The sequence below is a fragment of the Neorhizobium sp. 05N33 genome, assembly GCF_056397445.1.
Genome location: NZ_JBFTNK010000026.1, coordinates 1 through 24,764, shown reverse-complemented (window position 1 = coordinate 24,764; position 24,764 = coordinate 1). Strand labels below are relative to the sequence as shown.

Below are 24,764 nucleotides of genomic sequence, written 5' to 3'. Positions count from 1 at the left end.
GTGACCGGTGGTGAGATCCGCCGGCCACAAACACAGTTTCCCTGGGGAGTTAGACATGACTTTCGAGAACAAGCGGGCGGGCGGCGTCAAGTCGTCCCCGAGCATGGCCATCGCGATGGCGTCTGCTGCTGCGAAAACGAGAGCGGACAACACAGGGGTTCCGATCAGCCGGAGGTCTGCGGCGTTCCATCTCGATTTTCTTGGCGTCTCGTAATCTCTCCGTCATGCCACTGCCCAGGCGCTCGTCTCTCGCCATTGACATTCATCGCATCCGCGCCATGGCGCGTTGGAACGTCGTGACGGGCGCGTTACCCGATCTCAGACAGCAGCGGCATGGTTCGATCACTGCTCGATATCGTGACAATTCCACGCCCCACTCACTGACATATGGTTTAGGCGACGACGCTTAGATGCGCAGCAATTCTGCGCCGCTGGTCAAGTGTCGACCGGGGGCGTATAATCTTCACGCGTGCAGGTTCAGTCCTATGGCGCCGTTCCTAACGCGGGTATCCGTTGTGGTCGTTGTTGTCTGTGACAAGAATGGAGAGGAATTGTTATGGCACATTTTCACGTGATCGCGGGAGGCGCCAGGAAGGTGGCCTATCCCACCGTGCGGCGCATCAATGTAGCAGATGTCTTCACTTCGTTGCGTCAGGGGTTGGATGATTTCTGGACCAAGCCGTCGCACTACGTCTTTCTCTGCCTGATCTACCCTATGGCCGGCGTGATCCTCGCGTATTGGACATCCGGTGCCAATGCGTTGCCACTGCTGTTTCCGCTCATGTCAGGCTTTGCCCTGATCGGTCCGATAGCGGCGCTGGGTCTTTATGAAATCAGTCGCCGGCGGGAGCTTGGCCTTGACACCTCCTGGCAGCATGCGCTCGAAATCAGACATTCCCCGGCGGTCCCGGCAATCCTTGCCATCGGTCTTATGCTCGCGGTGATTTTTATCCTGTGGCTTCTGACGGCGCAGTCGCTCTATGTCAGCCTGTTCGGGCCGGGACGGCCGGAATCGCTGATGACTTTCGTCAACGAGGTGTTCTCGACGAGCAGGGGTTGGCAGCTGATCCTCTACGGCAATGCCGTCGGCTTCCTCTTCGCTCTGGCCGTGCTTTGCACCACAGTCATTGCATTTCCGCTGCTTCTTGATCGTGACACCGGTGCGGCGGCGGCGGTCTATACCTCGATGAAAGCCTTCGCGGTCAATCCCATGGAATTCATGCTCTGGGGTCTCATCGTGGCGGTGCTTCTGGTCGTCGGTTTTGCGATGTTCTTTGCCGGTCTGGCTATCGTGATCCCGGTACTCGGCCATGCGACCTGGCATCTGTATCGCAAGGTCGTTGAACCGGAATCCGGCTTGGGGAGCAGCAGCGGTCGGTAGGTCGGAAAACCGGCTTCGGCACTGCCCCTCAGGGACCAATGCCGAAGAAGGCGAGGCGGGTGAAGATCGTATAGTCCGCCTCCGATACCATCAGCGCGACGAAAACAAGCACCAGCAGCGGCGGCAGCAGGATGGCGTAAACGAGCGCCAGCCGTTCCCAGGCCATGTGCATGAAGACGGCAACGATCAGCCCGGCCTTCAGCATCATGAACAACAGGATCAGCGTCCATCTGAGATAACCCTGGAAGCCGAGATAATCGACCATGTAGGAAAAGGCGCTGAGCACGAAGAGCATGCCCCAGACGAGGAGGTAGAGCCGGATCGGGTGCTGCTGCCCGGTTTGGAGCCGTTGTCCAGATTGGATGTGTGCATGCGCCGCTGTCTCGTTCATGACGACCTCACCACAGATAGAAGAATGCGAAAATGAAGACCCAGACCAGATCGACGAAGTGCCAGTAGAGGCCCATGATCTCGACGGCCTCGTAGCGACCTCTCCGGCTGGTGAAGAAGCCGCGCCGTTCCTGGTCGAAATCGCCCCGCCAGACCTTGCGGGCGACGATGAGGAGAAAGATGACGCCGATCGTGACATGGGTGCCGTGAAAGCCGGTAATCATGAAGAAGGTCGATCCGAACTGTGCCGCCCCCCAGGGGTTTTCCCAGGGGCGCACACCTTCGGTGATCAGCTTCGTCCATTCGAAGGCCTGCATGCCGACGAAGCATGCGCCGAGAAGCGCCGTTAGCAGCATCAAGACCGCGGTCGTGCGGCGGTCGCGGCGATAGCCGAAATTGACTGCCATTGCCATGGTGCCGCTGCTCGAGATCAGCACGAAGGTCATGATCGCGATCAGGATCAGCGGCACGTCCTGGCCGCCAATATGCAGCGCGAAGACCTCGCTCGGATTGGGCCAGGCGACCGGCGTCGACATGCGGGCGGTCATGTAGGCGATCAGGAAACAGCCGAAAACGAAGGTGTCGCTCAAGAGAAAGATCCACATCATCGCCTTGCCCCAGGAGGCGGTCTTGAAGGCGCGCTGATCCGACGCGAAATCGGCGGCGACACCGCGCAGGCCCGCCGGCCTGAGGTCTGGCTCGCCATGTGTCCCGATAGTCTGTGCCATCTGCAAATCTCCCGGTTCGGCCCCTAGGTCAGCAATGTGCGGCAGAGATCGACGAAATCATTCGCCCACCCGGCAAATAGCGCAAAGAGCAACAGCCAGACGGCGAGCATGAAATGCGAATAGATGGCGGAGAGATCGACGCTGAGGCGCAGCCTCTCCGGCGCAACGTCGGTTGAAAATGCCCTGACCGTCGTGTGCGCAAGCACGGCCAGCCCACCGAGGATATGCAGCCCGTGCAGGCCGGTCAGCATGTAGAAGAAGCTGTTGGCGGGATTGTCGGCCAGCACGTAGCCGGCTGACACCAGTTCCCGCCATGCCTGAATCTGCCCGACGAGAAAGAAGACGGCAAGCGCAAGTCCTGTCACAAGCGCCGGCCGCAGGCTTTCCATGCGGCCGTGTCCCGCTTCTCGTCTCGCCCATTGCAGCGCGGCACTGCTCGATGCGAGTGCTGCGGTGTTCACCCAGAGGAGGCGCGGAACCGGCATGCCCCACCAGTCGGCCGACGCCATGCGCATGAAATAGGCACTGACGGCAAGGCTGAAGACGGCGCCGACGACGCCGAGAAACACGAAGAGGCCGATCTTCACCGCCGGCGGCTGTCGCCGGTCTGCGCCGATATGATCCGGCAGTTGCACCGACCCGGTTTCCAGCCAGGGCTTCGAGGTCAGCCGCTGCCCGGAAAGCCACCAGATGATGATGGCGGCGATCGCGGCAAGGAAGATCAGGATGACGTTCATGCGGGAACCTCCCGGGTGACGCCATCGCTTGCCGGAACATTCTGCGGAATGAAATCCTCGGCCGCTCCCGGCACGCTGTAGTCATAGGCCCAGCGGTAGACGACGGGCAGGTCCTTGCCCCAGTTGCCATGGGCGGGCGGGGTCTGCGGCGTCTGCCATTCCAGCGTCGTCGCCCGCCATGGATTGCCGCCGGCCTCTTTCCCCCGGAAAAGGCTCCAGACGAGATTGAACAGAAAGACCATCTGTCCGGCCCCGACGATCAGCGCCATGACGGTGATGAAGATGTTCAGCGTATGGGCCGAAGGCGGAACGAAGGCCGTTTCTCCCATCTCGAAATAGCGGCGCGGCACCCCGAGCAGGCCGAGATAATGCATCGGAAAGAAGATCGCATAGGCGCCGAGGAAGGTGATCCAGAAGTGGATATGGCCGAGCACGTCGTTCAGCATGCGTCCCGTCACCTTCGGATACCAGTGATAGATCGCCCCGAAGATGACGAGGATCGGCGCCACACCCATGACCATGTGGAAATGCGCGACGACGAACATCGTGTCCGACAGCGGCACGTCGACGACGACATTGCCGAGGAAGAGGCCCGTCAGCCCGCCATTGACGAAGGTGACGATGAAGGCGAGCGCAAAGAGCATCGGCAGAGTCAGGTGGATGTCGCCGCGCCAGAGCGTCAGCACCCAGTTATAGACCTTGATCGCCGTCGGGACGGCGATGATCAGCGTCGTGGTGGCGAAGAAGAAGCCGAAGGCCGGGTTCATGCCGCTGACATACATGTGGTGTGCCCACACGACGAAGCTCAGCGCACCGATGATGACGATCGCCCAGACCATCATGCGGTAGCCGAAGATGTTCTTGCGCGCATGCGTGCTGATCAGGTCCGAAACGATGCCGAAGGCGGGAAGTGCTACAATATAGACCTCGGGATGCCCGAAGAACCAGAACAGGTGCTGGAAGAGGATCGGGCTGCCGCCGCCGTGCTGCAGCTGCGTGCCCATCTCGACGATGGCGGGCATGAAGAAGCTCGTGCCGAGCACGCGGTCGAACAGCATCATGACGCAAGCGACGAACAGGGCAGGGAAGGCGAGCAGCGCCATCACGGTGGCGGTGAAAATGCCCCAGACGGTGAGCGGCATGCGCATCAGTGTCATACCGCGCGCCCGCCCCTGCAGCACCGTCACCACATAGTTCAGCCCGCCCATGGTGAAGCCGATGATGAAGACGATCAGCGACGAGAGCATGAGGAGGATGCCCCAGTCCTTGCCGCCGGGGGTGCCGGAAAGAACGGATTGCGGCGGATAAAGCGTCCAGCCCGCCCCCGTCGGGCCGCCGGGGGCGAAAAAGCCGGCGACCAGGATCAGCACCGCGAGCAGGTAGATCCAGTAGCTCAGCATGTTGGCGTAGGGAAACACCATGTCGCGGGCGCCGACCATCAGCGGAATGAGGTAGTTGCCGAAACCACCGAGGAACAGCGCGGTGAGGAGATAGATCACCATGATCATCCCGTGCATGGTGATGAACTGATAATAGTGATCGGCATCGATGAAGGCGAAATAGCCGGGAAAGGCAAGCTGCAGCCGCATCAGCCAGGAGAGCACCAGCGCTACAAGGCCGATCGAGATAGCGGTCATCGAGTATTGCACGGCGATGATCTTGGCATCCTGGCTGAACACATATTTCGTCCACCAGCTGCTCGGATGATAAAGCTCGACATCCTCGACTTCGGCGGCGGGGATGGCGCCTGCACTTCCGGATGGAATCTCGACCATGATCTCTCTTCCCTTTCCTTCCGAAGCGGCTTCCGGCCGCTCCGCCGGGTCAGTTTGCCGGCCGCGGCGGCTCTCCCGATGACGCCGTAAGCTGGGTGAATGTCTGCTGCTGCCCAAGCCAGGTCTGGTAGTCCGCATCCTCGTCGACGACGACGGTGCCGCGCATTTGCGGATGGCCGACGCCGCAGAGTTCGGCGCAGAGGATCTCGAAGCTTCCCGTGCGCGTCGGCGTGAACCAGAAATAGGTGATCATGCCGGGGATCATGTCCATCTTGGCGCGGAATTCCGGCACGTAGAAATCATGGAGAACATCGACCGAGCGCAGCAATATGCGCACCGGCTTGCCGACCGGCAGATGCAGCTCGCCGCCCTCGATGATCACGTCGTCGAGGCCGCTTGCGTCGTTCTTGTTCAGGCCGAGCGGATTTTCGGCGCTGACGTCGCGCGTCTCGGCGCGGCCGAGCTTTCCGTCCGCGCCCGGCAGGCGGAAGTTCCACAGCCACTGCTGGCTGACGACCTCGACCGGCACGGCATCGTCGGGCACCGTGATGAACTGGTTCCACACCACCAGGCCAGGCGCAAGCATCGCCGCGACGCCGACTGCCGTTCCCGATGCCAGCAGCCATTCCAGCCTGCGGTTTTCGGGCTCATAGGCCGCCTGGTTGCCTGGCTTGTGTCGGAAGCGAAAGACGCAATAGGCCATGAACGAAACCACAGCCACGAAGACGATGCCGGTGATCCAGAAGGTGATGACGAGCGTGCTGTCGATATAGGTCCAGTTGGAGGCGATCGGCGTCCACCACCACGGGCTCAGCACATGGAACAGCACGGAGCCGACAACAATCAAGACGAGAATCAGCACAACAGCCATTTCCGCCCCTCCCTGAGCAGGTCGACCGTGAAACCGCATTCCGCAAAAATACGGGGTTATTATCGCACGAATGGAAAAGATGGGCAATTACTGCAATTTAGGCATGTCCAGCCGGTGGTCTCTCGGCCGGTTACTGGGAATATTGTTTGAGATAGGCGATGAGATTGGTGATCTCCTGCTCGTCCTTCAGGCCGACGAAGGTCATCTTGGTGCCCTTCACCTTCGCTTTTGGATTGTGCAGATAGTCGCGCAACGTCGCCTCGTCCCAGACGAGGCCGCCGTCTCCGGCCTCTTTCATCCCGGTCGAATAGGCGAAATTGGGATGCGTTCCGGCCTTTCGGCCAAACAGCTTGTTCAGTGACGGGCCGACCTTGTTCGTATCGGAATCGACGATATGACAGGTCGCGCATTTCTTGAAAACGGTGGCGCCCGCCGTCGCGTCACCTTCCTGAGCTGCGGCATCAAACGACGAAACGGCGACGATAGACGCGCCGATCAACAGAATAACACGATAGGTCATGGCAAACCTCATCCTCCTCAAGGTTGCCCAATCGCCCCATCATCCACCCCATCCGGGCGTGGATATGCTTGCGATCACTAAAGAGTAGTCCTTAAGGTTGGTAAGTCAACCGGCCCCACAAGAGGTCGAGGATCATATTTAGCTCAATGGCCCTAACGGCGTTGTGTCAAGGAGTGGGGCATGGATATGGTGGGATGAGAATTCGCCCATCGGCTACAGGCGTCATCATTTCCCACAACAAATCATGGTCGCAGACGATCCTTCTGACCACGTTCCCGTCTGCTGAGAAAATGGCGGCTGTTCTCCGAACGCCGGCCGATCCTTCCGACCGCGATCAGTTGTGTGAAGCCTATGGTCGATGATCTGGATGTCTTCGACAATCTAGACATCGAATGGTTCTACAGAGTTGTTGCACCCTACATGGGCAGCCCGACGATGGGAGCGGCGAATTTTCATCAGATCGAAAAACGATTTTCCCCTTTTGTCGATGCAATCAGAAATATCGCCCTTCATTATATACTAAATTAATAGACAAATAGCGGTGCATTTCAGCGATGATCCATGAGGTCCCCGATGTACGCTCTGAGCCTTCTCGACAAAAGTCCCATTTCGTCCGGGGAAAGCGCCATTTCGGCGCTCTCCAACACGGTCAATCTGGCGAAGAGGGCGGAAGAGCTGGGATATCGCCGTTTCTGGGTGGCGGAGCATCACGGCGGAACCGAACTCGCCAGCTCTGCGCCGGAAGTGCTGGTCTCCTGGATCCTCGCCAACACTGCGAGTATCCGCGTCGGGTCAGGCGGGGTCATGCTGCAGCATTATAGCCCCTTCAAGGTGGCAGAAGTGTTCAACCTCCTGTCTTCGCTGGCGCCTGGCCGTGTCGATCTCGGGGTCGGCAAGACGCCAGGCGGGCTGCCCAAGGCAACAGCTGCGCTTCAGGCCTATCGCGCCGCAAAGCCGGATTTCGTCGAGCAGCTTTCCGATCTGACCGCGTTTCTCGATAATTCTGCCATGGTGAAAGTCGGTGAGGCGCTTGCATTTTCCGGGCCGAGGCCGCCGGTCACCGCCGACCGTTTCCTGCTCGGCGCCAGCCCCGACAGTGCTCGGCTTGCCGCGGCCCATGGCTGGAATTTCGTCTTTGCTGGCCATCTGAACGGCGATCCGGGAAACCTCCAGCTGAGCCTTGATACATTCCGGAAACAGAGTGGCGGTAAGTCCGCGATCCTGGCACTCGCGGCCTATGCGTCGGAAAATGCCGCCCACGCGGCCGTACAGATTTCCGAGTTGAAGATCTTCAAGGTGTTTCTAGACAACGGCCAGTCGGTCAGCCTCGGCCGCCGGGATCAGGCGGAGGAATTCGCCAGACAGGCCGGCGCCAAGGAATACCGCATCGAGGAACGCAAGCCGAGCGTGCTGCACGGCACGCCGGAAAGCGTCCATGAAGAACTCGCGCGCCTTTCGAAAGCCCACGGCATCGAGGAGTTTATCCTCGAACCGCCCGCAGTGAGTGCCGATGAGCGGCTTGCATCCATCGAGCTTCTGGCCCGCCGGCCGCTTTCGGCCGCGGCTTGATTTCCTGAAGGAGATACAAAATGACCAAGAAAATCAGTTTCGGCATCATGCTACAGGGCGCCGGTGGCCACATGAATTCCTGGCGTCATCCGAAGAGCCCGGTGGATGCGAGCGTCAACCTCGATTTCTTCAAGGCGACGGCGCTGAAGGCCGAAGCCGCGGGCATTGCCTTCGCCTTCGTGGCGGACGGGCTTTACATCAACGAGAAGTCGATCCCACATTTCCTCAACCGCTTCGAACCGCTGACCATCCTCTCGGCGCTGGCGACCGTCACCACGAAGATCGGCCTCGCCGGCACAGTTTCGACGTCCTATAGCGACCCCTTTACGGTCGCCCGCCAGTTCGCCTCGCTCGACCTGATCAGCGGTGGCCGGGCCGGCTGGAATGCGGTGACGACGCCGCTTGAAGGCACAGCCAAAAATTACAGCCGCCCGCATCCGGAACATTCGCTGCGCTACGAGATGGCGCATGAATATCTGGAGATCGTCAAAGGTCTATGGGACAGCTGGGACGACGACGCCTTCGTGCGTGATCGGGCAAGCGGCAGGTTCTTCGATCGCAAAAAGCTGCATCGGCTGGACCACAAGGGTCGCTTCTTTCAGGTCGAAGGTCCGCTCAACATCCAGCGCTCGCCGCAGGGGCAGCCGGTCCTCTTTCAGGCCGGTTCGTCGGATGCCGGCATCGGCCTCGCCGGCAAACACGCGGACGCGGTTTTCACCAATACTGTCTCGCTGGAGGAAAACCAGACCTTCTTCCGGCGTGTGAAGCAGTCTGCCGTCGCACAGGGGCGCTCGGCAGATGACGTGAAGATCTTCCCGGGCATCGGTCCAATCGTCGGCGAGACGCAGGCCGAAGCGGAAGAGAAATACAATATCATCCGCAACCTGATCTCGACCGATGATGCGCTCGCCTATCTTGGCCGCTTCTTCGATCACCATGATTTCAGCGTCTACGATCTGGATGCGCCATTCCCTGAACTCGGCGATATCGGCAAAAACAGCTTCCGCTCGACGACCGACCGCATCAAGCGGATCGCTAAAGAAAAGGGGCAGACACTGCGAGAAGCTGCACTGGAAGCCGCAACGCCACGCGAAGGTTTCGTCGGCACGGCGGAAGCGATTGCCGACAAGCTCATCGACTGGGTGGAGCAGGAGGCCGCGGACGGCTTCATCCTTGGCTTCCCGGTCATCGCCGAAGGACTGGACGATTTCATTCGGCTGGTCATCCCGATCCTCAAGAAGCGCGGCTACTTCGATCCGCATCTGGAAGGCGAGACCCTGCGGGACCATCTCGGGCTGCCCCGGAAAGAAAGCATCTACACGGACGGTCATCCGGCTGCGGAGAAGGCTCGGGCATAACGCTCAACGCTTAGCGCACTGAAGAGGTAAACGGGTGCACAAGGCGTGCGCCCCCAACCTTCGGAAAGCAGAAGATCATGAATATCCATATTGACGGCGCGCGTCATCGCGACGACGCCGAACGGGTGATCCTTGCCTCGATCGACGAGCTCGTCGCTATAAGGCGCGACCTCCACCAATATCCCGAACTCTCTTTCCAGGAGCGGCGGACTTCCGGGCTCGTGGCCAGATACCTCCAATCCTACGGCTACGAGGTGACGGAAGGTATCGGCGGTTATGGCGTGGTCGCGACGCTTTCGCGGGGGCAGGGCGGCAAGCGCATCGGTATCCGTGCGGATATCGATGCGCTGCCGATCGAGGAGGCGACCAATCTCGATTATTCCAGCCGCAACCCCGGCGTCATGCATGCTTGCGGCCATGACGGGCACGCTACGATCCTGCTCGCGGCGGCTCGTTATCTTGCTGAACATGGCAAATTCGACGGTACCCTGACGCTGATCTTCCAGCCGGCGGAGGAACTCGGTGCTGGTGCCCGCAAGATGATTGAGGACCGGCTGTTCGAGCGGTTTCCGATCGATGCGATCTTCGGGCTGCACAACTGGCCGGGTGTCACATTGGGACAGTTCGGTTTCGTCGAGGGACCGGCGATGGCCTCAGTGGACCAGGCGCTGATCCGCATCGTCGGACGGGGAGGGCACGGGGCGGCGCCGCATGAGGCCGTTGATCCCGTGCTCGCTTCGGCCTCGTTCATCACCGCGCTGCAAAGCATCGTCGCCCGCAATGTTGATCCACTGGAAATGGCGGTGCTGACGGTGGGTTCGATCCATGGCGGCTCCGCCTCGAATGTCATTCCGGAAAGCGTCGAACTGAAGCTGACCGCCCGGGCCTATTCCGAGGCGATCCGCGACAAGTTGGAGGAGCGCGTGCCGGCTTTGGCGCGCGCCCAGGCGGAGAGCTTTGGCGCCTTTGCGGATGTGAACTACCGGCGCGGTTTTCCGGCCGTGATCAACCACGCCGAGGAGACACGATTTGCACGTCGCGTCGCCGAGGAAAACTTCCCGGTGGAACAGGTCGCGAAGGATTTCCGGCCGCGCACCGCCAGCGAGGACTTCGCCTACATGCTGCAGCAGCGGCCGGGCTCCTATCTCTTCGTCGGCAATGGCGACAGCAGCGCGCTTCACAGTCCCCACTACAACTTCAACGACGAGATCATCGCCCCCGCCGCGCGGTTCTGGGTGCGGCTCGCCGAAACTTATCTTTCCTGATCCTGCCTTAAGGAGCGACCATGAGCGACCGATTCCTCTACACAAATCCGCTTGATCCGCTGGCCAGGCCGCTGATCGATGAACTCACGTACGAATACGACAGCCGCTACGGCAGCTTCTATGACGCCGAGGGTGCGACGAAGGAGATGAACCGCTACGGACCGGAGGTTTTCGCGCCACCGCACGGCAATTTCCTCCTGCTGCTGCGGGATGGCGAGGCGATCGCTGGCGGCGCGTTCATGCGACATCAGGACGAAGGCACCACGGAGTTCAAGCGCGTCTGGACCCACTCCGCGTATCGCCGCCAAGGCCTCGCTCGCAAGGTGCTGGTCGAACTGGAAGAGCAGGCGGTGCGGCAGGGTTATACCCGTATCTACCTAACCACCGGTTTTCGCCAGCCTGAGGCCGTTGGCCTCTACCTTACCCACGGTTATTCCGCGCTGTTCGACACGACGGCGGATCCTGAGACCATCCGCAAGCTGCCGTTCGAGAAAGCGCTCGGTTTCGGCAGCTACGCGGCGCGCAAGGCGGTCGTCTCGGCCACTTTGCACGGCGCGGCGTGAGGAGGCGGGGATGACGATCACCAGCGATTTCAGCGACATCCAGGCCGCTCCTCCGCGACAACCCGCAGCCGCCAAGGGGGATTACTCTCATTACCGCATTGTGCCGGCACGTTATCCGGCACGCACCGTCGGCACCGTCTTCGCACTGATCGTTATCGCCGCGACGATCCATTCGGTTCTCGGCAATCCGCGCTGGGGTTGGGATGTCTTCGCAGAGTGGTTCTTCGCCGAGCCGGTTCTGATTGGCCTCGGCCGGACGTTGTTGCTGACCGCCCTCGGCGCACTGTTCGGCTTCATCCTCGGCACAGGGCTGGCGCTGGCACGGGTCTCTCGTTCTCCTTTGCTGGTCGGGGTGTCCTGGACTTATATCTGGATCTTCCGTTCGATCCCGCTGATCGTTCTGCTGCTGATCCTCAACAATCTCGGTTATCTTTACGAGACGATCACTGTCGGGATCCCTTATACCGGCATCAACTTCATCAGCTGGAATACCACACAGCTCATCACACCGTTCGCCGCCGCCGTGCTCGGACTGACGCTCAATCAGGCGGCTTTCGCCTCGGAAATCATCCGCGGCGGCATTCTCTCGGTTGATCAGGGGCAGCTGGAAGCCGCTTCCGCACTCGGCCTGCCCCGTAGCCGCCAGGCGTCACGGATCGTGTTGCCGCAGGCGATGCGCTCCATCCTGCCGACTGCCTTCAACGATATCATCGGTCTCGCGAAGGGCACGTCCCAAGTCTATATCCTTGCGCTGCCGGAACTCTTCTACACGATCCAGATCATCTACCGCCGCAATCTGGAAGTGATTCCGCTCCTGATGGTGGCCACCGTCTGGTACCTCGTCATCCTGACGGTATTGTCGATCATCCAGCACCATGTCGAGCGGCATTATGCCCGCGGTGCTCTCAAAAACCCGCCGCGGTCGATCTTCTCCAGCCTCTATCGCCGTTTCGTGCCGCAGGTGGCGGTCGCGCCGAAAGCGGCTGAAGTGATTGCCAAGCCAGCCCCGCGCCAAGCCGGAGTTGCGCCACTCAGAGCCCTTGGCGGCGAAGTGACGATCCACGGGGTCTCGAAAAGCTTCGGGCAGTTGAAGGTTCTCGACGAAGTCACTCTTTCCATCCCAGCAGGAAGCGTCACCGCCATTCTCGGCCAGTCCGGCTCCGGCAAGTCGACGTTGCTACGCTCGATCAACCATCTGGAGCGGGTCGATGACGGTTTCATCGCCATCGACGGCGAACTGATCGGCTACCGGCAGGATGGCGAGACGCTCTATGAACTGAAGGAGAAGGACATCCTGAAGCGCCGCGTGGAAGTCGGCATGGTGTTTCAGAACTTCAACCTCTTCCCGCATCTGACCGTTCTGGAAAACGTCGTCGAGGCGCCGATCACGGTGCGTCGCATTCCCCGCGAGCAGGCGGAAGCAGAAGCGCTCGATCTTCTTGCCCGCGTCGGCCTTGCGGAAAAGGCGAATGCCTATCCGCGCCAGCTTTCCGGCGGCCAGCAGCAGCGTGTTGCGATCGCCCGTGCGCTCGCTCTCAAGCCCAAGGTCCTGCTCTTCGACGAGCCAACCTCGGCGCTCGATCCCGAATTGGTGGGCGAAGTGCTCGATGTCATCAAGGAGCTCGCCCGGTCCGGCACGACGCTCGTCATCGTCACCCATGAGATCGGCTTTGCTCGCGAAGTCTCCGACCTCGTCGTCTTCATGGAACAGGGCCGTATCCTTGAAACCGGCGTGCCGGAGAACGTCTTCAACAAACCGGAACACCCGCGCACGGCCGAATTCCTCGCCAAAGTCCTCTGAACAAACAAAACATAAGGAAACACCCAGCATGCCCTACACGTCCAAGCTTCTTGGTCTGACTATTGGCGGCCTCCTGTCGCTTTCGGGGTTTTTCGGCGCGTTCGCTCATGCGCAGGAAGTCGATCTCTCGCCCGAGCAGAAAAGCCGGGTGAGGGCGGAGAAAGTTGATTCCGCCATCAAGCTTATTCCAGCTGGCTACAAGTTCATCACTCCCGGCAAGCTGACGGTCGCCTCCGTTCCCGGCCGTCTGCCTTTCGCGGCCTACGCTACCGACAACAAGACGCCGGTCGGCAGCGAGCCGGATTTCGCGCAGCTTATCGCAGATAGTCTCGGCCTGCAGCTGGAACTGGTACCTATCGCCTGGGCCGACTGGCCGCTCGGGCTCGTTTCCGGCCGTTTCGATGCGGCAATCCACAACATCACTGTGACGGAAGAGCGCAAGGAGAAGTTCGACTTCTCGACCTACCGCAACGACCTGTTAGGCTTCTATGTACCGCTGAACAGCAAGGTGGCCAAGGTCGAGAAGCCGGAAGATGTCGCCGGCCTCAAGGTGATCGTCTCGTCGGGCACCAACCAGGAGCAGATCCTGCTGCGCTGGATCGAAGCCAACAAGGCGAAGGGTCTGCCGGCCAGCGAGGTGCAGTACTACGACGACGAAGCGGTGCTGGATGTCGCCCTGCAATCCGGCCGCGCCGACGCCTATCTCGGCCCGAACGCCACCTCGGCCTTCAAGGCGGCCAAGGAGCAGAAGACGAAATTCGTCGGCGGCTTCTCCGGCGGCTGGCCGCAGACGGCGGAGATCGCCGTCGCCACCAAGAAAGGCTCCGGCCTGGCGGACGCCATCACGGTCGCGCTCAACGAGCAGATCAAGGGCGGTAGCTACGGAAAGGTGCTTGCCCGCTGGAACCTCGCCGCCGAGGCGGTGAAGGAAGCGCGCACCAACCCGCCCGGCCTGCCGAAGAAGTGACCCCATTTGGCGCGGGCTTATCCCTCTTGGCTCGCGCCCCTTTTCACAAACATGGAAACTGATCATGTCTCTCTTCAAAAAAACATTCAGCCTCCTGGCCGCTGGCCTTTTGAGTTCCGCGCTCGGACTATCCGCGGCCGATGCCGCCGAAGATATCTTCGATCTCTCGCCCGACCAGCCCGGCCGCATTCGTGCCGAAAAGGATCCCGCAGCGATCGCGGCAATCCCGAAGGATTTTAAGCTCGCGACGCCGGGCAAATTCACCGTCGCCGTTTCGCCTGGCGGGCCGCCGCTTGCGACCTATGCCACCGATGCCAAAACCGTCGTCGGCGCCGATCCGGAATATGCACTGGCGATTGCTGACAGCCTCGGCCTGAAGCTTGAACTGATCCCGGTCGCCTGGGCGGATTGGCCGCTCGGCCTCGTCTCCGGCAAATACGATGCGGTGATTTCCAATGTCGGCGTGACGGAACTGCGCAAGGAGAAGTTCGACTTCTCCACCTATCGCCAGGGGCTGCACGGTTTCTTCGTCAAGGCCGATAGCGCCGTCAAGGAAATCAAGGAGCCGAAGGATGCCGCCGGTCTGCGTATCACGGTTGGTGCCAGCACCAACCAAGAACGTATCCTGCTCAAGTGGAGCGATGAGAACGTCAAGGCCGGCCTGAAGCCGATCGAACTCGTTTATCACGACGACGATGCGGCCCGGCTCGTGGCGCTGCGCTCCGGCCGCGTCGATGTCATTGTCCAGCCGCATGCTCAGCTCGTCTATATCGCCGCTCGCGACAAGAATATCCGGCGCGTCGGCACGCTGTCGGCCGGCTGGCCGGAGCGCTCAGACGTGGCGATCACCACCCGCAAGGGTTCGGGTCTCGCTGCAGCGCTGACGCTCGCCACCAACAACCTGATCAAGAACGGTACTTACGGCAAGCTTCTTGCCCGCTGGCAGCTTTCGGAAGAGGCGCTGCCGCAGTCGCAGACCAATCCGCCCGGCCTGCCGAAGAGCTGATCGATCCTCCCTCGTGACAATCGCGAAACCATGACACCATCCCCGCTCGACATTCGCCATATCGGCTTCCTCACCCCCGGCAATTATCCCGACGACGACCCCGCCAGCGGGCTCGAAGCCTCGCTCAAGCTTTTCGAAGCGGGCGAGGAACTGGGTTACGACAGCGGCTGGGTCCGCCAGCGGCATCTCGAGCACGGCGTCTCCTCGGCGCCGGTTTTCCTCGCTGCCGCCAGCCAGCGCACCAAGCGTATCCAGCTGGGTTCGGCGGTAATCCAGCTCGGTTATGAAAGTCCGTTTCGGCTGGCCGAAGACCTTTCCATGACGGACGCGCTTTCCGGCGGGCGCCTCAATGTTGGCGTCAGCGCCGGACCGCCGCTGCACGCCGAACTGGTCGCGCCGCTTGTCTTCGACGGCGACTGGCAGAACTTCGATTTCTCTTATGCGCGGGTCGAACGCTTGCTTGCCGATCTCGAAGGCAACTATATCGGTGATGGCGAGACCTATGTGATCTCTCCCGGCAATCGCCAGCAGGCCCGTCTTCAGCCCTTCGCGAAAGGATTGCGCGACCGTGTCTGGTATGGCGGCGGTTCACTTCGGTCATCGGAATGGGCCGGAAGAACCGGCCTCAACCTGATGATCGGCAGTCTCACCTCCGGCGACATTTCCGACGACTTCCTAGAGGCGCAGGCGAGGCAACTCGCCGCTTTTCGCGCCGCTCTGCCGGCTGGTCGCAGTCCCCGCGTCGCGGCAGGCAGAGTGATTGTCCCGACTGACGGAGCCGACAAGCACACCAGGGAAAAATACCGAAATTATGCCGCAAGCCGACATGAGCGAACGCTCTCGCCTCAGGGGCCGCGCCGCGCGCTTTTCAGTCGCGATCTGGTCGGCAGCTCAGACGAGATCATCGAAAGGCTGCTCGCCGACAGTGTTCTGCGCGAGGTCGGCGAACTCCGGCTCGAGCTGCCCTATGAATTTGCTCTGGAGGAGTACGCCCAGATCATCACCGATTTCGCGACGAAGATCGCGCCCGCGCTCGGCTGGAAGCGGGCGCTCGCCAAAGATCCCATCGATACCCGGAAAGCATTCGCATGACTGAAGACCGCAAGCAGACGGGCGCGCTCGGCATGAATACCCAGCTCGTTCGTGCCGGATATGACCCGTTCGACTATCACGGCTTCATCAATCCGCCGCCCGTCCGGGCATCGACCGTCCTGTTTCCGAGCGCCGAAGCGATGGATACGCATGCCCAGAAATACACCTATGGCACGCGCGGTACACCGACCACGAACGCGCTCTGCGAGGCCCTTAACGAACTGGAAGGTGCGGCCGGAACGATCCTGGTGCCTTCGGGCCTTGCGGCCGTGACGATCGCCTTCCTCGCCTATCTTTCCCCCGGCGATCATGCGCTGGTGGTGGATTCCGTCTATGGCCCCACCCGACATTTCTGCGAGACGATGCTCGCGCGGTTCGGCGTGGAGGCTGAATTCTATGACGCGATGGCCGGCGCCGATATCGAAAAACTGTTCCGGCCAAACACTAAGCTGGTGCACACCGAAGCGCCGGGTTCGAACACGTTCGAGATGCAGGATATCCCGGCGATCGTGGAAGTCGCGCATCGGCAGGGCGCAGTTGTCACCATGGACAATACCTGGGCGACGCCGCTTTATTTCCGTCCGCTCGATTTCGGCGTCGACATCTCCATCCAGGCCGTCACCAAGTATCCGGCGGGCCATTCGGATATCCTGATGGGCACCGTGTCCGCCAACGCGGAGCACTGGCCGCGCCTGAAGGAGACCAATGGCGCGCTGGGCATCTGCGGTGCGCCGGACGATGCCTATCAGGTGCTGCGTGGTCTGCGCACCATGGGCGTCCGGCTCGAACGCCACCAGGAAAGCGCTCTTGTCATTGCCCGATGGTTGGAGGGCAGGGACGAGGTGGGTCGGGTGCTGCATCCGGCATTGCCGAGTTCTCCCGGTCACGATCTTTGGAAGCGAGACTTCAAAGGCGCGAGCGGCATCTTTTCTTTCGTGCTGAAGGTCGAGCACAAGAAGGATTACAAGAGAAAAGCCCAAGCTTTTCTCAATGGCTTAAAGCTTTTCGGCCTTGGCTATTCCTGGGGCGGCTTCCCGAGTCTCGCGCTGCACGTGAACCTGTTCGATCGCAAGATCATTTCGCCGCCGGCCGGCGGCCCTGTTCTGCGCCTGCAGATCGGGCTTGAGGATGTCCAAGACTTGATCGCTGATCTCGAAGGAGGCTTTGCAGCGGCCGCAATGGCATAAGCGTCTTCAGTGTAAGTCGTAAGCCTATGGCGACAGACTTAACTGGCTTATTTAATTGCCGCCTCTTTCCCAAGTTTACGTCCGATTCCGTTCAAGAGCCTAGAAGGCCTCAAGGTTACCGGTTCCACGAGCGCAATGCGTCTATCCGGTTAAGTTGGCGTGAACACACGCGGCGGAGCGAGCTGGATCGTTTATCCCGGTCATGAAGCATGACCGAAACGAATTTGTCACCCGGCACCGGTTTGAGAAAAATACATTTCTTATAAAATCTATCGTTTCGCTGCACTTTTATCCCGGCCGGTGTTCGACACCGATTTGTTAGCTGGGGAACCGACCTGTGAACCGACGTACATTCCTATCCTTTGCCTCCACCCTTTCGCTCGGTCTCGCGTTTGGCCGCCAGACCGAGGCAGCCCTGACGGTCGATCCCAACACCACGCTTGCCGTCGCGGACCAGAGCGAATTCGTTCGCCATCTTCTCGATGCCAGCGGCGAAGCACCGAATCTTGAATTTAAGGCAAGCTTTCCGAATTTCGCCGGTGGCCCCGCTATTCTCGAGGCGATGCGGGCCGGTGCGCTGGATATCGCCTATGTCGGCGATACGCCGCCAATCCAGGCGCGGGCGGCCGGCACGCTTCTGCCGATCATCGGCACGTTTACGCGAGAAGTGGCGCAATATCGCCTGACGAGCCGTCCCGGACTGGTCATCAACAAACTGGCAGAGCTCAAGGGCAAGAAGCTCAGCTATGTCGAAGGCTCCGGCCGGCAGGTTTTCCTGATCGAGACGCTGAACCGTACGGGCATTTCGCTCAAGGATGTGGAACTGGTGAATCTTCGCGTAGCCGATCTGCCGGACGCGGTCCGTTCCGGTGCCGTCGACGTCGCCGTTTTGACTGAACCGCATGTTACTCGCCTGACCAAGCAGTCCGGGGCTTCGCCGGTTCTCGATCCGGTCGAGCGCCAGATCCTGCCGAGCACCAGCTATTTCTACGCCCGCCCCGCTGCTCTGGCCGATTCGAAGAAGGTCGCGGCCATCGAAAGCTTCCTCGGCGCGTTCACCCGCGGTGCCAAATGGGCGAATGCCAACAGGCAGGCCTGGGGGAAGTTCTATTACACCGATTTCCAGCGCATCTCGCCCGACGATACTGCGGCGATCCTGGCCGCGGAATCGCCGCTCGTCCTGCAGACGTCGGCAGAGGCCATCCCCCATCACCAGAAGCTGATCGACATTCTCTATCAGGCCGGGTCGATCAAGGAACGTTTCGACGCCAAGACGTCGTTCGTCAGCACATTCGACCCGGTCATCGTAGCTGCGCGCTGATGCCGCTTTCGATCTCCAGAGAACACGAGGAGGAACCGTGACGGACTTCATTTCATATCCATACCTTTCGGGGCGCTTGGAAAAGACGCAGTCTGCCGGCGATCAGCAGTCAGAAGTCGGCAAGGCTGTCCGTTTGACGCCGAGGCAGCTTCCGACCGGTGCAAGGCTGATCGGTCCTCTCCTCGTTCTGATCGTCTGGGAAGCGGCTTCCCGCCTCGGCATCTTGTCGCCCTACACCCTGACGGCCCCGTCGGCCGCGGGGGTGGCCGGATACGGAATGCTGGCCGACGGCACGCTGCTGCCGCACCTGCTGGCTTCGGCCGGGCGTGCCTATGCGGGACTTTTTCTCGGTGTCACGGTTGGGGTCATCCTCGCACTTCTGTCCGGCCTGACCCGAAGCGGGGAGGCGCTGATCGATGGCATGGTGCAGATCAAGCGCGCCGTTCCGACGCTGGCGCTCGTCCCGCTCGTGATCATCTGGCTTGGCATCGGCGAGGCGATGAAGATCTTCCTGATCTTCACCGCAGTTCTGGTGCCGGTCTATATCAACACCCACGCGGCGCTGCGGGGGATAGACATCGGCCATGTGGAACTGGCCCGCACGCTCGGCCTCACCCGCGGCGAATTCATCCGGAAAGTGGCGCTGCCCGGTGCTCTGCCCGGTTTCTTCGTGTCGTTGCGGTTGGCGGTGACCCTTTGTTGGACGGCGCTCGTCGTCCTCGAGCTCATCAATACGCAGACCGGGATCGGCTATCTCATGAACCGCGCCCGCGACTGGGGGCAGACTGATGTCATCGTCGTCGGGATCTTCATCTATGCGATCCTCGGACTTGTCTCCGATACCGTCGTACGGCTGATCGAGTCCCGCGCACTCGCCTATCGGAGGGCTTTGGGAGCATGAACGTCCACACCTCGTCGTTCTCGTCGGTTTCGCTCCGCAACCTTTCGCGCGGTTTCGGCGACAAGACCATCCTCAAAGACATCACGCTCGAAGTACGCAAGGGGCAGTTCGTTGCTCTACTCGGCGAATCCGGTTCCGGCAAGACGACCCTGCTTCGGGCGCTTGCCGGGCTGGACGACGATGCGGTGACCGAGGGAGAGTTCCGCCGGCCGGCAAATACGTCCGTTCTGTTCCAGGATGCACGGTTGCTGCCATGGATGAGCGTCATCGACAACCTGACGCTCGGATTACGCCGCGCCGACGCGAAAGCAGCGGCTCTCGCCATGCTGGAAGCGGTGGGGCTGGGCGACAAGGCCAATGTCTGGCCGTCCACCCTGTCCGGCGGTCAGAAACAGCGTGCGGCACTGGCAAGGTCCCTGCTGCGCCGGCCAGAACTGCTGCTGGCGGACGAACCGTTCGGCGCTCTCGACGCCCTGACACGGATCCGCATGCATGGTCTTTTGTTCCACCTGGTAGAACAGAACAAGCCGACGGTCGTTCTCGTGACGCATGACGTCGACGAGGCGCTGCTGCTTTCCGACCGCATCCTGGTTTTGAAGGATGGGCGGATCGCCGAGGATCATCAGGTCGATCTGCCTCATCCGCGCAGTCTCGGGCATCTCGCCTTCATCGAACTCCGCCGCATGCTGCTCGCCAGCTTCGGCGTCGAACATAACCTCATCTGAGAGAAATCCAATGACGCGTCAGCTGCACTTCAATCTATTCCTGATGCCCCGCGGCCACCACGAGGGCGCATGGCGTCATCCGGATTCCACACGCCGCGCCCTTACCGATCTGGAACTCTATGTCGAGGCTGCGCGGATTGCCGAGGTCGCCAAGTTCGACGCAGTGTTCCTCGCCGATGCCCTGGTTGCTCCCAACAACGGCGGGCTGGTCGCCAGCGGCTCGATGGAGCCGATTACCCTCCTGTCGGCATTGGCTGCCCGCACCGACAAGATCGGCCTGATCGGCACCGCTTCGACGACCTACAGCCTTCCCTATACGCATGCCCGGCAATTCGCTTCTCTCGACCACCTGTCCGGCGGACGCGCGGGCTGGAATATCGTCACATCCTGGGCTCCGCAGGCCGGCCTCAACTATGGTCTGGCACAGGATGTCAGCCATGGCGACCGTTATGAGATCGCCGAGGAATTCGTCGAAGCCGTCGACGCCTTGTGGCGGAGCTTCCCCTCCGAGGCAATCCGCGATAACCGGGAGACGGGGCAGTACCTCGATCCCTCGCTCATCCAGCCGGCCAACTACAATGGTACGCATTTCCGCACGCAGGGACCGCTGAACGTACCGAACAGCCCGCAGGGCCGTCCGGTTTATATTCAGGCGGGCCAGTCGGATTCCGGCCGCGGCTTTGCGGCACGCTGGGCGGAGGCGATCTTCACAGCGCATCTCGGAAAGGAGACCGCGCAATCCTTCTATTCCGACGTGAAGGGGCGGGCTGTCGGTTACGGCCGTCGCTCGGAGGATATCGTCGTCTTGCCAGGCATCAGCGCCGCCATCGGATCGACCACGCGTGAAGCCCAGCAGGTGTGGGAAGAACTCGACGCGCTGACGAGCCCCCAGATCGGGCTTGCCCGGCTCTCGGCGCGGTTCGGAGGCCATGACTTCTCCGGCATTCCGCTCGACCGTGTCCTAACCCAGGACGATTTCCCGGATCCGGCGCAGGTGGAGGCCTCCAAGAGCCGGGCGACCGGTTACGTCGATCTCGCGCTGAAGGAAGGCCTGACGCTGCGCAAGTTGCTCCAGAAGCTTGCCGGCGCAAGAGGGCACTTCACTGCGACAGGCACCCCAGAGCAGGTAGCCGATATCATCGAGGACTGGTTCAAGACCGGCGCCGCCGATGGCTTCAACGTGATGCCGCCGATCGTCAACAAACAGTTCGAGCTGTTTGCAACCGAAGTGGTTCCAATCCTGCGCAAGCGGGGTCTCTTCCGTACCGATTATGAAGGCAGTACCCTACGGTCGCATTTCGGGCTGGAGCCGGTCGGGGGGAAGATACCGTTTGCCAGGACTGCTTAGAGTCCGTCCGAGAATTCATGATGGGCGTGCGATCCGTCTGACGAGGGTCATGATGGATGCCGCATAAAGGAAGGCCTTGGCGGACTTGATGGTTGCTTCCGGGTCTTTCCATAGCCGGCGGTTTCGGCTGCATCCGTCAGGTCGGTTTCGTATCGTGGCTGTTTGCGACTATACCGCCGCCGGGTGGTCGGGTTCCACATGGCGTTTCCATTCAGGCTCCAGACACCTCCTTGGAATCATCATCGGCCCGATCACTCAACCCAATTCTCGGACGGGCTCTGAGGTCGGCGAGTGTTTCTGCGCGTCCAGATGCTCTGGCCCGAGCAGTACAGTATGCGCCCGCTGGCAGAACTTCAGTCTGGTGAAAGACGGCATTCGTTGGCGACATCGCTGCGCAGAATGACATGCGAAAACATTTCTCGATGCGATACTCGTGGCATAGCGAACCGGCCGGCGCGATCGGTCGCTCAAGGCCTCAGGGCCATCATCCTTGTAACGGTTGAAGATCTTGTAGCCGGTCTTGCGCGAGATGCCGAAATCCCGGCAAACTTCGCTCATGCCTTCGCCCTCCAGAAGCCGGGCGACAAATCGTAGACGCTCTTCCATAACCGAAGTCTCTCTCCACGGCATCAACACCTCCCGCCGAAAGCGAAAAGTGTTACCCATGTCTCCGGTACAAACGTCACCTATCTCTCAGGTCGGGCACAGATATCGAAGGCGCCAAGCCCGTGGTGGAGGCGGCTGATACTGAAACCCTCCCAGGCTGGCGAAGGTGCGGCGCGAAAGCGCAGCACGCAGGGAAGAAAGCGGCAGGGGGCGAATCCGTTCCGCCACCCTCTCCAGGCGTTCCCGCCGCTTCTAACAATGCAATCCCCTTGATGAGGAGATCAGGCTGCTGCGGGACCAGCTAGCGCGCAAGCTTCAGCTGCAAAATGCACAACTGAAGAGGATGCTGGAGCGGTTCGAACGCTGAACGCGCTTATATCGCCGCACGTTCTTGGATAGCTGCGCGATTTGTGCTTTTCGCATAGGCCGTGCGCGCCCGCGCTTGTTTCCGGGCGGGAACGTTCATCGTTTGTTTCGGCTGCCCTGATTTCTTCAGATGGTGAAATATCAGTTAGATAGGAAAGTCACGCTGGATTTTATCTCGCCTGAATATCCCCGTCGAACACCTCACCTTTATACTTAATGGCGTGTGGTGCTCACCGGAGAGTTGTTTGATGTGCAAGACGGATTGGGTAATGTTGGTCGCAGTGGCCATCCCGGTTGCGCCGGCCCTTTCAAGGGAGGTCCGGCTTTGGTAGGAAACCTGGCGGAAGCATCGGCGGGCCGAGCGTCAGAGGCACGCTGAGTAACCTTGATGTTTCCCCTCGCTTCTGGTGATAGTTCATCGGGTCCTTTCACTTTCTGGCGGGCCGTGGCGGGAGGAGGGCGGGCCAAGCGTCCCGTCAAAGTGGAGAAGGCAATTTGCTCGGCCATGCGGCTATGCGACTGTGGGCTGCCGTCACAGGCGTGCCCGACCCAATGTTGGGGAACACCGGTCGCAAGCATCGTTCTAATGGGTGCCGTTGCACTCGACTAGGTGCTCTGCTCAAACACTGCAAAGCCCGGCTATTGCCCGACAAGGTCCCGGACCGCGTCGTAGGCGCAAATCGGCAAGGGGAAAATGCATGAATCCGTTTGTCTTCAGTACAAGCGCACAGATCGTCTTTCGACCTGGTGCTGCATCTGCGATCGGCGATCTCGTAAAGCAGAAGCTCGGCCGCCGTATTCTCTTCGTGACAGACCCCGGATTGCGACAGCTTGGCCTTTGTGAACCTGCTCTTGCGTCTCTCACTGCCTCCGGCATCGAGACCACTGTGTTCGATGGAGTCGAAGCCGATCCATCCCTCGAAACCGTGATGGCCGCGGCAGGTGCCGCCAAGGCTGACAATGTCTCCGGGATCATCGGCTTCGGCGGCGGTTCTTCACTTGACGTGGCCAAAGTCGTCGCATTGCTTTGCGGTTCCGGTGAGCCACTCGACGATGCTTGGGGCGTGGGGAATGCGAAGGGTCCGCGGCTGCCCCTGGTTCTTGTTCCCACCACGGCCGGAACAGGATCGGAGGTCACCCCGGTGTCCATTATCACGATCGGTGGCGACGAGAAGCGGGGCGTGTCGTCGCCCATCATCCTGCCTGACATCGCGATCCTCGATCCCGATCTGACCTTAAGCCTTCCCGCTCACATAACGGCCGCCACCGGCATCGACGCCATGGTTCATGCGATCGAGGCCTATGCGTCGAAGAGCGCGAACAACAATCCTCTTTCAAAGATGCTTGCGCGTCAGGCGCTGCAGCTTTTAGGCTCGAATATTGAGAAGGCGGTCTTGGACGGAAAGGATCGTGTCGCCCGCGGCGCAATGCTTCTCGGCTCTATGCTGGCTGGACAGGCCTTCGCGAACTCTCCTGTGGCGGCGGTTCATGCGTTGGCCTATCCGATCGGCGGGACCTTCCACATTCCCCACGGCCTTTCAAACGCGCTCGTGCTCCCGCACGTCCTGCAGTTCAATTCGCCGGACGCTGCATCGATATACGCGGAGATCGCAGCGGACGTTTTTCCGGAACTTGCTTCGGAACAGGGACACCAGCGACGATGCGCCGCTTTCATCGAAGGGCTTGCCGGGTTGTCGCTTAAGCTCGGCCTTCAGCCGCGGCTGCGGGACGTGGGTATCGGAGAAGAGCACTTGGCCGGAATGGCGCGGGACGCCATGAAACAGACCCGACTTCTCGTCAACAACCCTCGCGAGATTGGCGAGGCTGACGCACTGTCGATATACAGGGCGGCCTGGTAGTGGCGGAGCGAACAGCTCCTCAACGGTCCAGCCCAAAAAGTTCCGAACGACTGCGATCATGACCCTGGTCCTCGTCGGAATCTTTCTGGAGCCGCTATATCGTCAAGGGGCTGACGGCGGGCGCCGTCAAATAAATGGCATTGAGGAGGACATTATGCTCAAGAATATTCATCCGGCGCTGAACGCCGACGTGCTGCACGCGCTTCGCTCCATGGGGCATGGCGACACGCTGGTCGTCTCCGACACCAACTTCCCGAGCGACAGCGTCGCCCGACAGACGGTCGTCGGCCGGCCGCTCAGCATTGCCAATCTCTCGGCTCGTGACGCGATCCGTGCCATTCTCTCGGTGCTGCCGCTCGACACGCCGCTCCAGAATTCTGCCGGTCGCATGGAAGTCATGGGCGCGCCGGGCGAAATTCCGACCGCCG

At 60.8% G+C, this 24,764-nt stretch carries 24 protein-coding genes and 2 pseudogenes; 18 read left to right on the top strand and 8 right to left on the bottom strand.

Annotated features, from left to right (window positions below; all coding sequences use genetic code 11):
• The first annotated feature begins 55 nt into the window (after positions 1–55).
• Both AC1DLT_RS30030 and AC1DLT_RS30025 read left to right on the top strand, forming a co-directional pair.
• The gene (locus tag AC1DLT_RS30030) at positions 56–214 is read left to right on the top strand and encodes a hypothetical protein (RefSeq protein ID WP_477489143.1); all 159 of its coding nucleotides are present in this window, start codon (positions 56–58) and stop codon (positions 212–214) included.
• Positions 215–556: 342 nt separating this feature from the next.
• Complete coding sequence (locus tag AC1DLT_RS30025) at positions 557–1,381, top strand: DUF2189 domain-containing protein (RefSeq protein ID WP_477489142.1); 825 nt, start codon at positions 557–559, stop codon at positions 1,379–1,381.
• Between the two features lie 28 nt (positions 1,382–1,409).
• Here AC1DLT_RS30025 and AC1DLT_RS30020 read toward each other — a convergent pair whose 3' ends face one another.
• The 6 genes from AC1DLT_RS30020 to AC1DLT_RS29995 form a co-directional block, all read right to left on the bottom strand.
• Positions 1,410–1,772: a cytochrome C oxidase subunit IV family protein gene (locus AC1DLT_RS30020; protein WP_477489141.1), complete on the bottom strand. Its 363-nt coding sequence runs from the start codon at positions 1,770–1,772 to the stop codon at positions 1,410–1,412.
• A 7-nt stretch (positions 1,773–1,779) separates the two neighbouring features.
• On the bottom strand, positions 1,780–2,499 hold the full coding sequence (locus tag AC1DLT_RS30015; protein WP_477489140.1) for a heme-copper oxidase subunit III family protein: 720 nt from the start codon (positions 2,497–2,499) through the stop codon (positions 1,780–1,782).
• 23 nt (positions 2,500–2,522) lie between these two features.
• A complete protein-coding gene (locus tag AC1DLT_RS30010; RefSeq protein ID WP_040124706.1) occupies positions 2,523–3,236 on the bottom strand; it encodes a cytochrome c oxidase subunit 3 in 714 nt (237 codons plus the stop codon).
• Complete coding sequence (ctaD, locus tag AC1DLT_RS30005; protein ID WP_247135643.1) at positions 3,233–5,011, bottom strand: cytochrome c oxidase subunit I; 1,779 nt, start codon at positions 5,009–5,011, stop codon at positions 3,233–3,235. The genes AC1DLT_RS30010 and ctaD overlap by 4 nt, the downstream gene beginning before the upstream one ends.
• A gap of 49 nt (positions 5,012–5,060) precedes the next feature.
• Entirely contained in the window at positions 5,061–5,882 is an 822-nt protein-coding gene (locus tag AC1DLT_RS30000; protein WP_040124709.1) for a cytochrome c oxidase subunit II, read from the bottom strand.
• Between the two features lie 130 nt (positions 5,883–6,012).
• Complete coding sequence (locus AC1DLT_RS29995) at positions 6,013–6,402, bottom strand: c-type cytochrome (protein ID WP_040124711.1); 390 nt, start codon at positions 6,400–6,402, stop codon at positions 6,013–6,015.
• Between the two features lie 573 nt (positions 6,403–6,975).
• Here AC1DLT_RS29995 and AC1DLT_RS29990 point away from each other — a divergent pair.
• The 13 genes from AC1DLT_RS29990 (at position 6,976) to AC1DLT_RS29930 (ending at position 21,505) form a co-directional block, all read left to right on the top strand.
• Positions 6,976–7,971 (top strand): MsnO8 family LLM class oxidoreductase, encoded by a 996-nt coding sequence (locus AC1DLT_RS29990; protein ID WP_477489139.1) that lies wholly within the window; start codon positions 6,976–6,978, stop codon positions 7,969–7,971.
• Positions 7,972–7,991: 20 nt separating this feature from the next.
• A complete protein-coding gene (locus tag AC1DLT_RS29985) occupies positions 7,992–9,329 on the top strand; it encodes an LLM class flavin-dependent oxidoreductase (protein WP_477489138.1) in 1,338 nt (445 codons plus the stop codon).
• 77 nt (positions 9,330–9,406) lie between these two features.
• A complete protein-coding gene (locus tag AC1DLT_RS29980) occupies positions 9,407–10,594 on the top strand; it encodes a M20 aminoacylase family protein (protein ID WP_477489137.1) in 1,188 nt (395 codons plus the stop codon).
• Between the two features lie 20 nt (positions 10,595–10,614).
• Positions 10,615–11,157: a GNAT family N-acetyltransferase gene (locus AC1DLT_RS29975; protein WP_477489136.1), complete on the top strand. Its 543-nt coding sequence runs from the start codon at positions 10,615–10,617 to the stop codon at positions 11,155–11,157.
• Positions 11,158–11,167: 10 nt separating this feature from the next.
• On the top strand, positions 11,168–12,958 hold the full coding sequence (locus AC1DLT_RS29970; protein ID WP_477489135.1) for an amino acid ABC transporter permease/ATP-binding protein: 1,791 nt from the start codon (positions 11,168–11,170) through the stop codon (positions 12,956–12,958).
• A gap of 28 nt (positions 12,959–12,986) precedes the next feature.
• The gene (locus AC1DLT_RS29965) at positions 12,987–13,925 is read left to right on the top strand and encodes an ABC transporter substrate-binding protein (protein WP_477489134.1); all 939 of its coding nucleotides are present in this window, start codon (positions 12,987–12,989) and stop codon (positions 13,923–13,925) included.
• Between the two features lie 64 nt (positions 13,926–13,989).
• The gene (locus AC1DLT_RS29960; RefSeq protein WP_477489133.1) at positions 13,990–14,931 is read left to right on the top strand and encodes an ABC transporter substrate-binding protein; all 942 of its coding nucleotides are present in this window, start codon (positions 13,990–13,992) and stop codon (positions 14,929–14,931) included.
• A gap of 30 nt (positions 14,932–14,961) precedes the next feature.
• Positions 14,962–16,023: an LLM class flavin-dependent oxidoreductase gene (locus AC1DLT_RS29955; RefSeq protein WP_477489132.1), complete on the top strand. Its 1,062-nt coding sequence runs from the start codon at positions 14,962–14,964 to the stop codon at positions 16,021–16,023.
• Positions 16,020–17,210: a cystathionine beta-lyase gene (locus AC1DLT_RS29950; RefSeq protein ID WP_477489131.1), complete on the top strand. Its 1,191-nt coding sequence runs from the start codon at positions 16,020–16,022 to the stop codon at positions 17,208–17,210. Before AC1DLT_RS29955 ends, AC1DLT_RS29950 begins: the two co-directional genes overlap by 4 nt.
• A gap of 337 nt (positions 17,211–17,547) precedes the next feature.
• Positions 17,548–18,531: an ABC transporter substrate-binding protein gene (locus AC1DLT_RS29945; protein WP_477489130.1), complete on the top strand. Its 984-nt coding sequence runs from the start codon at positions 17,548–17,550 to the stop codon at positions 18,529–18,531.
• Positions 18,532–18,568: 37 nt separating this feature from the next.
• Positions 18,569–19,432 (top strand): ABC transporter permease, encoded by an 864-nt coding sequence (locus tag AC1DLT_RS29940; protein ID WP_477489129.1) that lies wholly within the window; start codon positions 18,569–18,571, stop codon positions 19,430–19,432.
• A complete protein-coding gene (locus AC1DLT_RS29935) occupies positions 19,429–20,157 on the top strand; it encodes an ABC transporter ATP-binding protein (RefSeq protein WP_477489128.1) in 729 nt (242 codons plus the stop codon). The genes AC1DLT_RS29940 and AC1DLT_RS29935 overlap by 4 nt, the downstream gene beginning before the upstream one ends.
• A 10-nt stretch (positions 20,158–20,167) precedes the next feature.
• The gene (locus tag AC1DLT_RS29930) at positions 20,168–21,505 is read left to right on the top strand and encodes an LLM class flavin-dependent oxidoreductase (RefSeq protein WP_477489127.1); all 1,338 of its coding nucleotides are present in this window, start codon (positions 20,168–20,170) and stop codon (positions 21,503–21,505) included.
• Between the two features lie 15 nt (positions 21,506–21,520).
• Here the strand turns inward: AC1DLT_RS29930 and AC1DLT_RS29925 are convergent.
• Both AC1DLT_RS29925 and AC1DLT_RS29920 read right to left on the bottom strand, forming a co-directional pair.
• Positions 21,521–21,634 (bottom strand): annotated as a pseudogene (locus AC1DLT_RS29925) (IS5/IS1182 family transposase); the annotation flags it as partial.
• A 126-nt stretch (positions 21,635–21,760) separates the two neighbouring features.
• Complete coding sequence (locus tag AC1DLT_RS29920; RefSeq protein ID WP_477489126.1) at positions 21,761–22,135, bottom strand: helix-turn-helix domain-containing protein; 375 nt, start codon at positions 22,133–22,135, stop codon at positions 21,761–21,763.
• A 117-nt stretch (positions 22,136–22,252) separates the two neighbouring features.
• Between AC1DLT_RS29920 and AC1DLT_RS29915 the strand changes: the two are divergent.
• The 3 genes and pseudogenes from AC1DLT_RS29915 to AC1DLT_RS29905 all read left to right on the top strand — a co-directional run.
• A pseudogene (locus tag AC1DLT_RS29915) lies at positions 22,253–22,478 on the top strand (hypothetical protein); the annotation flags it as partial.
• 697 nt (positions 22,479–23,175) lie between these two features.
• Positions 23,176–24,336, top strand: coding sequence for an iron-containing alcohol dehydrogenase (locus AC1DLT_RS29910; RefSeq protein ID WP_477489125.1), 1,161 nt, complete (start codon positions 23,176–23,178; stop codon positions 24,334–24,336).
• Between the two features lie 154 nt (positions 24,337–24,490).
• Positions 24,491–24,764: RbsD/FucU domain-containing protein (locus AC1DLT_RS29905; protein ID WP_477489124.1), on the top strand; the 274-nt coding region annotated here is incomplete at its 3' end.